Raw genomic sequence first — 13,729 nt, 5'->3', positions numbered from 1 at the left:
GCGAGCACGGGCGTGGAGAGTTCTCCTACGCCCGTGCCGATTAATTACCCTGCATCAGGGCGATTATTTTTTATCTTTAACTTCTTCGAACTCAGCGTCGACAACATCGTCGTCTTTCGCGTTGTTCGCCGAAGCGTCAGCGCCCGCCTGCTGTTGAGCGTGCTGCTGCTGAGCGATTTCCATCAGCTTCTGAGAAGCCTGTGCCAGTTCCTGCATCTTCGCTTCAATGTCCGCTTTATCTTCACCTTTCAGTGAGGATTCCAGCGCACTCAGTGCAGCTTCGATAGCAGTCTTGTCTTCCGCTGGCAGTTTATCGCCTGCTTCTTCAACCTGCTTACGGGTGCTGTGCAGCAGATGGTCACCCTGGTTACGGGTCTGAACCAGCTCTTCGAACTTACGGTCGGATTCCGCGTTAGCTTCGGCATCGCGAACCATTTTTTCGATTTCAGCTTCGTTCAGGCCAGAAGATGCCTTGATGGTGATCTTCTGCTCTTTACCGCTGTTTTTGTCTTTCGCAGACACGTGCAGGATACCGTCAGCATCGATGTCGAAGGTGACTTCGATCTGCGGCATGCCGCGCGGTGCCGGGTTAATACCGTCCAGGTTGAACTGACCCAGAGATTTGTTATCCGCCGCACGCTTACGCTCACCCTGCAGCACATGGATGGTTACCGCAGACTGGTTGTCTTCAGCGGTAGAGAACACCTGGCTGTGCTTGGTTGGGATGGTGGTGTTTTTGTTGATGAGCGCAGTCATCACACCGCCCATGGTTTCGATACCCAGAGACAGCGGGGTAACGTCCAGCAGCAGTACGTCTTTAACTTCACCGGTCAGTACGCCACCCTGAACCGCAGCACCGATAGCCACTGCTTCGTCCGGGTTAACGTCTTTACGTGGCTCTTTACCAAAGAACTCAGCCACTTTCTTCTGCACCATTGGCATACGGGTCTGGCCACCAACGAGGATAACGTCGTTGATATCAGACACGGACAGGCCAGCGTCCTGCAGAGCAACTTTCAGCGGCTCGATAGAACGGTTCACCAGGTCTTCTACCAGGCTTTCCAGTTTCGCACGGGTCACTTTGATATTCATGTGTTTAGGACCGGTCGCGTCTGCAGTGATGTACGGCAGGTTAACGTCGGTCTGCTGAGCAGAAGAAAGCTCGATCTTCGCTTTCTCGGCGGCTTCTTTCAGGCGCTGCATAGCCAGCGGGTCGTTACGCAGGTCAATGCCCTGATCTTTCTTGAACTCGTCAACGAGGTAGTTGATCAGACGGGTATCGAAGTCTTCACCACCCAGGTGGGTATCACCGTTGGTTGCCAGAACTTCGAAGGTTTTTTCGCCGTCAACTTCGTCGATTTCGATAATAGAGATATCGAAGGTACCACCACCCAGGTCGTAAACCGCGATAGTACGGTTGCCGACTTCTTTATCCAGACCGTAAGCCAGTGCAGCCGCGGTTGGTTCGTTGATGATACGTTTTACTTCCAGACCTGCGATACGGCCAGCATCTTTGGTTGCCTGACGCTGAGCATCGTTGAAGTAGGCAGGTACGGTGATAACAGCTTCAGTTACCGGCTCACCCAGGTAATCTTCAGCGGTTTTCTTCATTTTTTTCAGCACTTCAGCAGAAATCTGCGGTGGTGCAGTTTTGGTGCCTTTCACATCAAGCCATGCATCGCCGTTATCTGCCGCGATGATTTTGTAAGGCATGATGGAAACGTCACGCTGAACTTCTTCGTCCTGGAAGCGGCGACCGATCAGGCGTTTAATCGCAAACAGGGTGTTTTGCGGGTTTGTCACTGCCTGACGTTTAGCCGGCTGACCAACCAGAGTTTCACCATCCTGGGTATAAGCAATGATAGAAGGCGTGGTGCGATCGCCCTCGGCGTTCTCCAGCACGCGTGCAGTAGTGCCATCCATAATCGCTACACAAGAGTTGGTAGTACCCAGGTCGATACCAATAATTTTACCCATCTAAACGTCTCCACTAAAAATTCAGTCAACATGTGGTTGTGTACCTGTAATAAGGGCAGAACGTGCTTTTTCAACTGCCCAGATTTGATTTTTTTCAGGTCCACACACTGCGGTTGACTACAAGATGGGGTCGCGACGGCATCCATCAAGGGGCAAGCATAAAAAAAATTTTAATTTCACCCTGATGAGATCATAGACGCCATTGATTGCGCCCATTATGATGCCGCGCCCAGTCAGGGAGAACTGACGCGGGTTTAACCATTTCACCATATTAATGATGATTTTTTTGAGGACTTATGGGCAACACTAAGTTGGCTAATCCGGCTCCGCTGGGCCTGATGGGTTTTGGCATGACCACTATTCTGCTGAACCTGCACAATATCGGGATGTTCCCGATGGATGGCATCATCCTGGCGATGGGCATTTTTTACGGCGGTATCGCACAAATCTTCGCGGGCCTGCTGGAATATAAGAAAGGCAATACCTTCGGCTTAACCGCATTCACCTCTTACGGTTCTTTCTGGCTGACCCTGGTTGCCATTCTGCTGCTGCCTAAAATGGGCATGGCAGACGCCGCAAACGCCCACTTCCTGGGCGTTTACCTGGGTCTGTGGGGCGTTTTCACCCTGTTTATGTTCTTCGGTACCCTGAAAGGTAACCGCATGCTGCAGTTCGTTTTCCTGAGCCTGACCGTCCTGTTCGCCCTGCTGGCGATCGGTCACCTGGTGGATAACGAAGGCATCGTTCATGTTGCAGGCTGGATTGGTCTGGTTTGCGGCGCAAGCGCTATCTACCTTGCAATGGGTGAAGTGCTGAACGAGCAGTTTGACCGCACCGTTTTACCGATTGGTGAAAAACACTGATCCTTCTGTCGTGTCCGCCTCGCGGGCACGACATCCCCGCTTCTGCCCCAGCCAAATCCCTAATCCCAGCCCCATCACCGACAGCGACAGCACGTACCAGGCCGGAGCCATGGGAGACACGCCCATCAACACCGTCACCGCAATCGGCGTCAGCCCACCGAAAATGGCATACGACACGTTGTAGGAAAAAGAAATCCCGGTGAAGCGTACCTCTGGCGGGAACGCGCGCACCATCACGTACGGTACAGCCCCGACAACGCCTACGAACAGGCCTACCACGCCGTACAGCAGGAACAGCTGTTCAGGATGGCTGCCAGCCAGATGGTAAAACGCCCAGCTTGATGCGGCCAGTAACAGGCTCCCGACAACAAAGGTAACGCTGGCACCGAAACGATCCGCCGCCAGCCCGGCGGCAAGACAGCCAAAGCAGAGCATGATTGTCGCGATACTGTTCGCCTGTAACGTCACGGCAGGAGCGAAACCATACTGCTTTTGCAGCCACACCGGGGACATCAATATCACCACCACGATGCCCGCCGAGAGCAGCCAGGTAAGCAGCATCGACACCACTACCGCTTTTTTATGGCGTACCACGACCGCCTTCACCGGCAGCTCCTGCGCCAGCGCCTTGCGCTGCTGCATTTCGAGGAAAATCGGGGTCTCCTGCAGCCAGCGACGCAGGTACATCGCGACCAGGCCAAACGCTCCGCCCAGCAGGAATGGAATACGCCAGCCCCAGTCGTGCACGGCCTGCTGCGTCATACTGGTATTGACAATCGTTGCGACGACGGACCCGAGCAAAATCCCTACCGTTAAGCCCGCGGTTAAGGTTCCGCAGGCGATACCAATGCGGCGCGCCGGAACATGTTCCGCGACAAACACCCACGCGCCCGGCACTTCACCGCCAATCGCCGCGCCCTGAAGAACGCGCATCAGCAACAGCAGCAACGGCGCAAGGATACCCATCGAGGCATAGGTGGGCAGCAGACCAATGGCCAGCGTCGGCACGGCCATCAGCAGGATGCTAAGGGTAAACATCTTCTTACGCCCGACCAGATCGCCAAAGTGGGCCATGATGATGCCGCCCAGCGGACGCGCCAGATACCCGGCGGCAAAAATGCCGAAGGTTTGCACCTGACGCAGCCATTCCGGAATATCCGCCGGGAAGAAGAGCTCTCCCACCACGGCGGCGAAGAAGACGAAGATAATGAAGTCGTAAAACTCCAGCGCGCCGCCTAAGGCCGCAAGCGTGAGGGTTTTGTAATCCTGTCGATTCAGAGGTCGGGTGTTATGTGACATAGCGAACCATTATGCTTGTATTGTGGATTTATTTTTACAGTAATCGTAAAGAAAAAATTACTATACCGTAAAACCTTGCCCACGCTATCGCCGCTTCAGCTTATGTCACATATTGATTAATTTCAGGAGATTGTTTCGCGACGCGCGTTTTTAGGACGAAAAGCTGCTACCACTTTCTCATCGGTTTCGACATACGGGCCGTCAAGAAGCTGTATACAATACGGTACACTTGCAAAGATACCGTGAACGATGACGCTGCCGTCTTCCGCTTTAAGCCCTTCCAGGGTCTCTTTGATCGACTTCGGCTGACCCGGCAGGTTCAGAATCAACGCCTGCTTGCGGATCACCCCCACCTGGCGGGAAAGAATGGCCGTCGGAACAAAGTGTAGACCGATCTGGCGCATCTGTTCACCGAAGCCCGGCATTTCGCGATCGGCGATAGCCAGCGTCGCGTCCGGCGTCACGTCACGGCGCGCGGGGCCGGTTCCGCCCGTCGTCAGAACAAGATGGCAGCTCATCTCATCCACCAGCTCGCAGAGCGTCTGCTCGATGATCGGCTGTTCGTCAGGAATCAGGCGGGTTTGAATCTCAAAGGGGGTGGTCAGCGCGCTGCTCAACCATTCTTCCAGAGCGGGGATGCCTTTATCCTGGTAAACACCGCTGGAGGCGCGGTCAGAAATCGACACTAAGCCGATGCGTAAGGTATTCATATCCATTCCATTCAAAGAGTACTGATGAAAGGGAATGATACACGCAGAGAGGAGATTCAGACAGGGGACGAAAGAAGTCGCGTGACCGGGAGCCCGGTCACGCAGAATGATTACAGCAGGTCGCCGATCATTTTTTCCAGTTTGCCCTGGTCAACAGCAAACTTACGGATACCGTCCGCCAGCTTGTCTACCGCCATTGGATCCTGGTTGTGCTGCCACAGGAACTCGGATTCAGTGATGCGCTCTGGACGTGCTTTCACTTCACCGGTGTAAGACAGTTTACGCTCAATGGTACCTTCGCTTTCTGCCAGCTCTTTCAGCAGTGCAGGAGCGATGGTCAGGCGGTCACAGCCAGCCAGCTCGATGATTTCACCGACGTTACGGAAGCTTGCGCCCATAACCACAGTCTCATAACCGTGCTGTTTGTAGTATTCGTAGATTTCAGTAACAGAAACCACGCCTGGATCCTCAGCCGGTGCGTACTCTTTCTTATCAGTGTTGGCTTTGTACCAGTCCAGAATACGGCCCACGAACGGAGAAATCAGGTATACGCCCGCTTCTGCACAAGCACGCGCCTGCGCGAAGGAGAACAGCAGGGTCAGGTTACAGTTGATGCCGTCTTTTTCCAGCTGCTCTGCCGCGCGGATACCCTGCCAGGTAGAAGCCAGTTTGATCAGGATACGGTCGTTGCTGATGCCCGCATCGTTGTACATTTTGATCAGACGTTTCGCTTTCGCGATAGACGCTTCGGTGTCGTAGGAGAGACGCGCATCCACTTCGGTAGAGATACGGCCAGGAACCAGTTTCAGGATTTCCAGACCGATGTTCACTGCCAGTTTGTCGGTGGCATCCACAACCTGCTGCGCGCGGTCGTTGCTCTGTGCTTTCGCCCAGGTCACTGCGTCGTCAATCAGTTTGCGATACTCAGGGATCTGTGCGGCGTTAAGGATCAGAGAAGGGTTAGTTGTGGCATCCTGCGGCTGGTACAGCTTCATTGCCGCGATATCTCCGGTGTCAGCTACGACAGTGGTGAACTGACGAAGGGAGGTCAATTTATCCGTCATGATAGTGTTTCTCTTTTAACGTGCCCTGGATAATTCACGCTACCGACAGCATGCCTGCAGCGGAAAAATGACAGGTTTACTTGTTAGGGGGATGTAACCGGTCTGCCCTGATGATAACACGACGGAGGGGTAGCGCAACCGCAGACAGTGCGCTTAGGTAGAGTATGGTAAACTCGGAATATTAACAGGCTGCTAAGCAACAGCATGCCCAATCAGTGGTAGCGCTTACATATTCACTTTGGCATCAACAAGAGGGACGTTAATGCCTGATTTCTTTTTCTTTATTAACGAAGTCCTGTGGGGTTCGATAATGATTTACCTGCTTCTGGGAGCAGGTATTTGGTTTACGCTACGCAGTGGGTTCATCCAGTTTCGTTATATTCGCAAGTTTGGCAGAAGTCTGAAAAACAGCGTCACGCCTCAGCCAGGCGGATTAACGTCGTTTCAGGCACTCTGTACCAGCCTAGCGGCACGCCTCGGCAGCGGGAATATGGCGGGCGTTGCGCTGGCCATCAGCGCCGGTGGGCCAGGCGCTATCTTCTGGATGTGGGTGACGGCGCTTCTCGGGATGGCCACCTCCTTTGCCGAAAGTTCGCTCGCCCAGCTATATAAAGAGAAAGATAAAAACGGCCAGTTTCGCGGTGGTCCAGCCTGGTACATGGCGCGTGGCTTAGGGATGCGCTGGATGGGTGTCCTGTTCTCGCTTTTTTTACTGCTCGCGTACGGCCTTATTTTTAATACCGTCCAGGCTAACTCGGTCGCCAACGCCCTGCGCTATGCCTTCTCCTGCCCCGAGTGGCTCGCGGGTCTCGCTTTAGCCATCGTCGTTCTGCTTACCATCTCGGTCGGTCTCAAGGGCATCGCCCGTCTGATGCAGTGGCTGGTGCCCATTATGGCGCTGCTCTGGGTTGCCGCGAGCCTGTTCGTTGCCGCCCTGCATCTCGACCAGGTGCCGGGCGTGATTGCGACCATCGTCAAAAGCGCCTTTGGCTGGCGCGAAGTGGCCTCCGGGGCGCTGGGCTATACCTTCAGCCAGGCGCTGATGGCGGGTTTTCAGCGGGGCATGTTCTCCAATGAAGCCGGTATGGGGTCAACCCCCAACGCGGCAGCCGCCGCCTCTTCCTGGCCGCCGCACCCGGCCGCGCAAGGCATTGTGCAGATGATTGGCGTCTTTACCGATACCATTATGATCTGTTCCGCCAGCGCCATGATTTTGCTGCTGGCAGGCCCCGTACCGCACGCGTCGGGCACCGTCGGAATACAGCTTCTCCAGCAGGCGCTGGTGAACCTGACCGGCGGCTGGGGTGCAGGGTTTGTCTCGCTAATCCTGGTTTTGTTTGCCTTCAGCTCGATAGTGGTGAATTACCTTTACGCCGAAAATAACCTTATTTTCCTGAAGCTCGACTCCCGCGCCGCAATCGGAACCCTGCGTCTGGGGGTCATCCTGATGGTGATCGCTGGCTCCCTGCTCAGTATGCCGCTGGTCTGGCAGCTGGCCGATATCATTATGGCGCTGATGGCGATCACTAACCTCACGGCGATCCTGCTGCTCTCGCCCGTTGTGACCCTGATTGCCAGAGACTATCTGCGCCAGCGCAAACTCGGCGTTCCGCCGGTATTTGATCCCGCCCGCTATCCCGATATTAAGGCGCAGCTTGCCCCCGGCACGTGGGATGATTTGCCGCGGCAATAACAGCTATCGATCAATTCAGGGCGATTTTTTGCTAAAGTCGCTCTAAATTTCCTGCAAGGACTGGATATGCTGATTCTGATTTCACCTGCAAAGACGCTCGACTACCAGAGCCCGCTCGCTACAGAGCGCTATACTCAGCCTGAACTGCTGGACTACTCGCAACAGCTGATCCGCGAAGCGCGTAAGCTCTCTGCGCCGCAGATCGCCTCGCTGATGAGCATTAGCGACAAGCTGGCCGATCTTAACGCGACCCGCTTTCACGAGTGGCACCCGGATTTCACCCCGGCTAACGCTCGCCAGGCGATTCTGGCATTTAAAGGCGATGTCTATACTGGCCTGCAGGCGGAAGATTTTAGCGAAGCCGATTTCGATTTTGCCCAGCAGCATCTGCGCATGCTGTCGGGTCTGTACGGCGTATTGAGACCGCTGGACCTCATGCAGCCGTATCGTCTGGAGATGGGGATTCGTCTGGAGAATGCCAAAGGCAAAGACCTGTACCATTTCTGGGGTGATATCATCACCGATAAGCTGAATGCGGCGCTGCGCGCGCAGGGCGATAACGTGGTGATTAACCTGGCATCCGATGAATACTATAAGTCGGTGAAGCCGAAAAAGCTGGATGCCAACATCATCAAGCCAGTATTCCTCGACGAGAAGAACGGCAAGTTCAAAGTGATCAGCTTCTACGCCAAGAAAGCGCGCGGTCTGATGAGCCGCTACATTATCCAGAACCGCCTGACGAAGCCGGAGCAGCTAACCGCCTTCAACAGCGAAGGCTATTTCTTTGACGAAGAAGCGTCAGGGAAAGGCGAGCTGGTGTTTAAGCGCCACGAGCAGTAAAAACAACCCCCGCCGGCTGGCGGGGTTTTGCATTAGTGGTGTTTCCAGTCCGGGCCCGGACGATGATCGTCATGGCGACGGTCGTCATGATGGTGGTCACGCTCGCGATGCTCATCATGTGGACGCCAGTGGTTATCGCGCCAGTCATAATGCGCCTTCCACCACTCGTGGTCGCGCCAGCGGCCACCGTCCCAGTAGTGCCCGTTATTATCCCGATCGCCAATCTGCAGTTTGACCGCAGGTACGAGGGTGATTTCGGATGCCTGTACCGCCATGGGAGCGACCAGCATCAGTGAAAGCGCAATCAGCACAGGTTTCAGTGTAGACATCGGTGACTCCTTATTATCTTTGCCCAACGTGGGCCGATGTAAGGAGATTACGCGAGGGAAACGGGGGATGTTATTCTCTGCAATCCTAATCGCTAAGTGACCGCATTTATTGGGAATTTCTGCTTTTTCCCTGCTATTTTCCTCCTTAATTTCTCCATAAAAAAAGCCGGGTAGTGGCTACACCTTACCCGGCCTACGTTCTGAGCTGTTGTAGGTCGGGTAAGGCGAAGCCGCACCCGACAAAAATTATGCTCGGGACATCATCAGCTTACGCAGCGCGGCAAAGTCTGCCGGCAGTTCATGGGACAGCAGCGGCAGGTCGGCACGCTCGGCCAGCTCTTTCGGCAGCGGCAGCGTTTCGCCCAGGATTGCCTCCACGCTCTCTTTGAACTTCGCCGGATGCGCGGTGCCCAGGAACAGGCCATATTCACCCGGGTTAAGCTGGTCGCGCAGCGCGCGGTAGGCAATCGCCGCGTGCGGTTCAGAGGTATACCCGACCGCCTTCAGCTCGCGCATGGTGGATTTGGTAGTTTCATCCGTCACCGCGGCATAGCCCAGGTCGCCCAGACGCCAGATCTTACGGCGGAACAGCTCTTCCACGCGCGGCCAGTTGTTCGGCTGAGACACATCCATCGCATTGGAGAGGGTCGCCTGCGTGGCGTTCGGCGCCCACTTCCCGTCTTTCAGGAAGCGCGGCACGGTGTCGTTGGCGTTGGTCGCGGCGATAAAGCGTTTCACCGGCAGACCCAGGGATTTTGCCAGCAGGCCCGCCGTCAGGTCACCGAAGTTACCGCTCGGCACGGAGATCACCAGCTGGTTGCGCGCTTCCTGCGGCAGCTGCGCCACCGCTTCGAAGTAGTAGCAGATCTGCGCCAGCAGACGGCTGATGTTGATGGAGTTCGCAGAGTTAAGACCCAGAGCTACCTTCAGCTCTTCGTCGTCGAAGGCCTGCTTGACCAGCGCCTGGCAGGCATCGAAATCACCGTCAATTGCCACGGTTTCAATGTTGCCGCCGAGGGTGCAGAACAGTTTCTCCTGCAGCGGGCTGATTTTGCCTTTCGGATAGAGGATCACCACGCGGACGTTTTTCAGGCCGTAAAACGCGTGTGCCACCGCCGCGCCGGTATCGCCGGAGGTTGCGGTCAGGATGGTCACCGGTTTGTCACCGCTGATGTGCGTCAGCATCTGCGCCATAAAGCGGCCGCCGAAGTCTTTAAACGCCAGGGTTGGGCCGTGGAACAGCTCCAGACAGCCCACGTCAGGCTCAACCTGCTGAACCGGCGCCGGGAACGCGAATGCCGCACGCACGCGCTCTTCCAGCAGCTCCTGCGGAATTTCATCGCCGATAAACGCGGACAGAATTTTGGTGCTGCGGGTGACAAAATCCTGCTTCAGCAGGTCATCAATCTCGGTCAGCTGGAATTCCGGCAGGTCATGCGGGAAAAACAGCCCCTGATTTTTGCCCAGTCCCTGAGTCACCGCCTGCGCGAAGCTGACCTGCTCGTTATGATCTTTAAGGTTGTAGAGTTTCATTAATTATCCCAGTACTCGTGCGCCAGCCGTGTCCAGACGGCAAATATGAACAAAGCCTTCCTGATTTTGCAGGTAGTGTTTAGAGAGCCAGTCCGCCACGCGCTGCGCAGTGTCTGCCTTGTCGCACAGGGCGAACAGCGTCGGGCCGGAGCCGGAGATGCCGCACGCCTGCGCGCCGATATCCATTGATGCCTGTCGCGCCTCGTTAAAGCCGGGTAGCAGCTTCGTGCGGTACGGCTCGGCAATGACGTCCTTCATCAGTTTTGCCGCCAGCTGCGGCTGACGGGTGTAGCAGGCGTGGATAAAGCCCGCCAGATGACGCCCGTGGGCGATACAGTCCTGACGACGATATTGCGCGGGCAGGATCGCACGCGCTTCCGCGGTAGAGACCTTAATGCCCGGATAGGCCAGCACCCACAGCCACTCATCAAACCCTGGCACCTGCTGGCTGATGATGCCATTTTCTTCGATCATCAGCTGCATGCCGCCGAGGAAGCACGGCGCCACGTTGTCATAGTGAATGCTGCCGGAGATACGCCCTTCCAGCTCGCCCATTAAGCCCAGCAGGCGGTTGTTGTTCAGCGGCTTGCCGCAGTGCTCATTCATTGCCACCAGAGCAGCGACCACCGAACAGGCGCTGGAACCCAGCCCCGAGCCAATCGGCATACTTTTTTCCAGCGTCATAGCGACCGGCACGTTTTTACCGATCTCCTGACAGAAGCGTTCCCAGCACTGATAGACGATGTTCTCGCGCGGGTCGGACGGTAGCTTGCTGGCGAAGCGGCCCACGTTATTCAGGCTGAAGCTGTCTGCCGCTTCCACCGTAACCGTATCGCCCAGCAGCGAACCATCCACCGGCGTCACCGCCGCACCCAGCACGTCAAATCCGACGCTCATATTCGCGCTGGAAGCCGGGGCATAAACTTTGACCATGTTAAACTCCTAACTTCCATGACAGGGTACGCAGCAGATCGGCAAACACACCCGCCGCCGTAACATCGTTCCCTGCGCCATAGCCGCGAAGCACCAGCGGCAGTGGCTGATAATAGTGGCTGTAAAACGCGAGAGCGTTTTCGCCGTTTTTGACTTTGTACAGCGGGTCGTTGCCATCCACTTCGGCAATCTTCACCCGGCACACGCCATCTTCTTCAATGTTGCCAACATAGCGCAATACCTTACCTTCATCACGGGCTTTCGCAACGCGCGCGGCAAACGCGTCGTCAAGCTGCGGCAGTCTGGCCATAAAGGCGCTGACGTCACCGCTGCTGTCAAATTCTTCCGGCAGGACCGGTTCAATCACGATATCAGAAAGCTCAAGCTCCCGGCCCGTTTCACGGGCGAGGATCAGCAGCTTACGCGCCACATCCATACCGGAGAGATCGTCACGCGGATCCGGCTCGGTGTAGCCCAGCTCGCGCGCGGCGCGGGTGGCTTCGGAGAGGCTCATCCCTTCATCCAGCTTGCCGAAGATAAACGACAGCGAGCCGGAGAGAATGCCGGAGAAACGCTGCAGTTCATCACCCGCGTTAAGCAGGTTCTGCAGGTTTTCGATAACCGGCAGACCAGCCCCAACGTTGGTGTCGTAAAGGAACTTGCGGCGCGACTTGCTCGCCGCCAGACGCAGCTGGTGATAGTAATCCATCGACGAAGTGTTGGCCTTTTTGTTCGGCGTCACCACGTGGAAACCTTCGCGCAGGAAGTCGGCGTACTGGTCGGCGACCGCCTGGTTCGAGGTACAGTCGACGATGACCGGGTTAAGCAGATGGTACTCTTTCACCAGACGGATCAGGCGGCCCAGGTTGAACGGCTCTTTCGCCTCGTTCATCTCTGCCTGCCAGTTTTCCAGGTTAAGGCCGTGGACGTTGGTAAGCAGCGCTTTGGAATTCGCAATCCCGCAGACGCGCAGGTCGATGTGTTTCTTCTTAAGCCACGCCTGCTGACGCTTCACCTGCTCCAGCAGCGCGCCGCCTACGCCACCCACGCCAATCAGGAACAGCTCGATGACCTGATCGGTGTTGAACAGCATCTGGTGAACCACGCGAACGCCGGTGGTGGCGTCATCATTGTCCACGACAACAGAAATTGAACGCTCCGACGAGCCCTGGGCAATTGCCACGATGTTGATATTGGCGCGCGCCAGCGCGGCAAAGAACTTGGCTGAGATACCGCGCAGCGTGCGCATGCCGTCGCCTACCACGGAGATAATCGCCAGACGCTCCTGAATGGAGAGCGGCTCGAGCAATTCTTCTTTAAGCTCCAGATAGAACTCTTCCTCCAGCGCGCGGCGGGCGCGCAGGCAGTCAGCCTGCGGCACGCAGAAGCTGATGCTGTACTCGGAAGAGGATTGGGTGATCAGCACCACCGAAATACCGTTGCGGGACATGGCCGCAAATACGCGCGCTGCCATGCCGACCATCCCTTTCATCCCAGGGCCGGAGACGCTGAACATCGCCATATTGTTGAGGTTGGAGATGCCTTTCACCGGCAGACCGTCTTCATCGGTACTCGCGCCAATCAGCGTACCCGGCGCCTGCGGGTTACCGGTGTTTTTAATCAGGCAAGGGATCTGGAACTGGGCAATCGGGGAGATGGTACGCGGGTGAAGCACTTTGGCGCCGAAGTAGGAAAGCTCCATCGCTTCCTGGTACGACATCGACTTCAGCAGCCTGGCGTCCGGAACCTGGCGCGGGTCGCAGGTATAGACGCCGTCGACGTCAGTCCAGATCTCACAACAGTCCGCGCGTAAGCAGGCGGCCAGCACGGCGGCGGAGTAGTCGGAACCGTTACGGCCCAGCACCACCAGCTCGCCCTTCTCGTTACCGGCGGTAAAGCCTGCCATCAGGATCATGTGGTCAGCGGGAATTTTGCTGGCGGCGATACGGCGGGTTGATTCGGCAATATCAACGGTGGATTCGAGGTAGTGGCCCACCGCAAGCAGTTTTTCAACGGGATCGATCACGGTCACGCTATGGCCGCGCGCTTCCAGCACGCCGGCCATAATGGCGATAGAGAGTTTTTCACCGCGACAAATCAGCGCCGCGTTGATGCTGTCCGGACACTGGCCGAGGAGGCTGATGCCGTGCAGAACGTGTTTGATTTGCGCAAATTCCTGCTCAACGAAGGACTTCAGCTGAGCGTGCGGGAAGCCAGGCAGCGCCTCTGCCAGCCCTTGCAATAAGTCAGCGAAGATACGCTCTGCGTCGCTGATGTTCGGGAGTGCGTCCTGGCCACCGATGGTTTTTTCGATCATCGCCACCAGATGGTTCGTGATTTTTGCCGGGGCAGAGAGCACGGTCGCAACCTGCCCCTGCCTGGCGTTGCTTTCCAGGATATCGGCAACACGCAGAAAACGTTCTGCATTTGCCACTGATGTACCGCCGAACTTCAACACTCGCATGGTTCTACCTCGTTTCCTTTAGCC

The 13,729-nt window shown here is 56.2% G+C and carries 11 protein-coding genes; 3 read left to right on the top strand and 8 right to left on the bottom strand.

Going from position 1 to position 13,729, the window contains the following annotated elements; genetic code table 11:
* Positions 1-63 precede the first annotated feature (63 nt).
* Positions 64-1,977, bottom strand: coding sequence for a molecular chaperone DnaK (gene dnaK / locus KGP22_RS03230; protein WP_008502041.1), 1,914 nt, complete (start codon positions 1,975-1,977; stop codon positions 64-66).
* A gap of 296 nt (positions 1,978-2,273) precedes the next feature.
* Between dnaK and satP the strand changes: the two genes are divergently transcribed.
* Positions 2,274-2,840 (top strand): acetate uptake transporter, encoded by a 567-nt coding sequence (satP, locus tag KGP22_RS03225; RefSeq protein WP_008502042.1) that lies wholly within the window; start codon positions 2,274-2,276, stop codon positions 2,838-2,840.
* Here satP and KGP22_RS03220 read toward each other — a convergent pair.
* From KGP22_RS03220 to tal, 3 genes are all read right to left on the bottom strand, one after another.
* Positions 2,817-4,139: an MFS transporter gene (locus KGP22_RS03220; RefSeq protein ID WP_223581206.1), complete on the bottom strand. Its 1,323-nt coding sequence runs from the start codon at positions 4,137-4,139 to the stop codon at positions 2,817-2,819. The genes satP and KGP22_RS03220 overlap by 24 nt on opposite strands.
* Positions 4,140-4,261: 122 nt before the next feature.
* Complete coding sequence (gene mog, locus KGP22_RS03215; protein WP_111964074.1) at positions 4,262-4,849, bottom strand: molybdopterin adenylyltransferase; 588 nt, start codon at positions 4,847-4,849, stop codon at positions 4,262-4,264.
* Positions 4,850-4,959: 110 nt separating this feature from the next.
* The gene (tal, locus tag KGP22_RS03210; protein WP_023310342.1) at positions 4,960-5,913 is read right to left on the bottom strand and encodes a transaldolase; all 954 of its coding nucleotides are present in this window, start codon (positions 5,911-5,913) and stop codon (positions 4,960-4,962) included.
* 262 nt (positions 5,914-6,175) lie between these two features.
* Here tal and KGP22_RS03205 point away from each other — a divergent pair, with 262 nt between their 5' ends.
* Positions 6,176-7,606, top strand: a complete 1,431-nt coding sequence (locus tag KGP22_RS03205; protein WP_223581205.1) for a sodium:alanine symporter family protein — start codon at positions 6,176-6,178, stop codon at positions 7,604-7,606.
* A 66-nt stretch (positions 7,607-7,672) separates the two neighbouring features.
* Positions 7,673-8,446, top strand: a complete 774-nt coding sequence (gene yaaA, locus KGP22_RS03200) for a peroxide stress protein YaaA (RefSeq protein ID WP_223581204.1) — start codon at positions 7,673-7,675, stop codon at positions 8,444-8,446.
* A 32-nt stretch (positions 8,447-8,478) separates the two neighbouring features.
* On the opposite strand, the gene KGP22_RS03195 is transcribed toward yaaA, so the two are convergent.
* From KGP22_RS03195 to thrA, 4 genes are all read right to left on the bottom strand, one after another.
* Positions 8,479-8,775, bottom strand: coding sequence for a DUF2502 domain-containing protein (locus tag KGP22_RS03195; protein WP_149367738.1), 297 nt, complete (start codon positions 8,773-8,775; stop codon positions 8,479-8,481).
* Positions 8,776-9,021: 246 nt separating this feature from the next.
* On the bottom strand, positions 9,022-10,308 hold the full coding sequence (gene thrC / locus KGP22_RS03190) for a threonine synthase (protein WP_069720140.1): 1,287 nt from the start codon (positions 10,306-10,308) through the stop codon (positions 9,022-9,024).
* A 3-nt stretch (positions 10,309-10,311) separates the two neighbouring features.
* Positions 10,312-11,241, bottom strand: a complete 930-nt coding sequence (thrB, locus tag KGP22_RS03185) for a homoserine kinase (RefSeq protein ID WP_048225593.1) — start codon at positions 11,239-11,241, stop codon at positions 10,312-10,314.
* 1 nt (position 11,242) lies between these two features.
* Positions 11,243-13,705 (bottom strand): bifunctional aspartate kinase/homoserine dehydrogenase I, encoded by a 2,463-nt coding sequence (thrA, locus tag KGP22_RS03180; RefSeq protein WP_149367739.1) that lies wholly within the window; start codon positions 13,703-13,705, stop codon positions 11,243-11,245.
* Positions 13,706-13,729: the final 24 nt, after the last annotated feature.

The organism is Enterobacter sp. JBIWA005 (assembly GCF_019968805.1).
In the GTDB taxonomy this organism is placed as follows: Bacteria; Pseudomonadota; Gammaproteobacteria; order Enterobacterales; family Enterobacteriaceae; genus Enterobacter; species Enterobacter vonholyi.
Note: the sequence above shows the minus strand (reverse complement) of the source record. Positions and strands in the feature narration are given on the sequence as shown.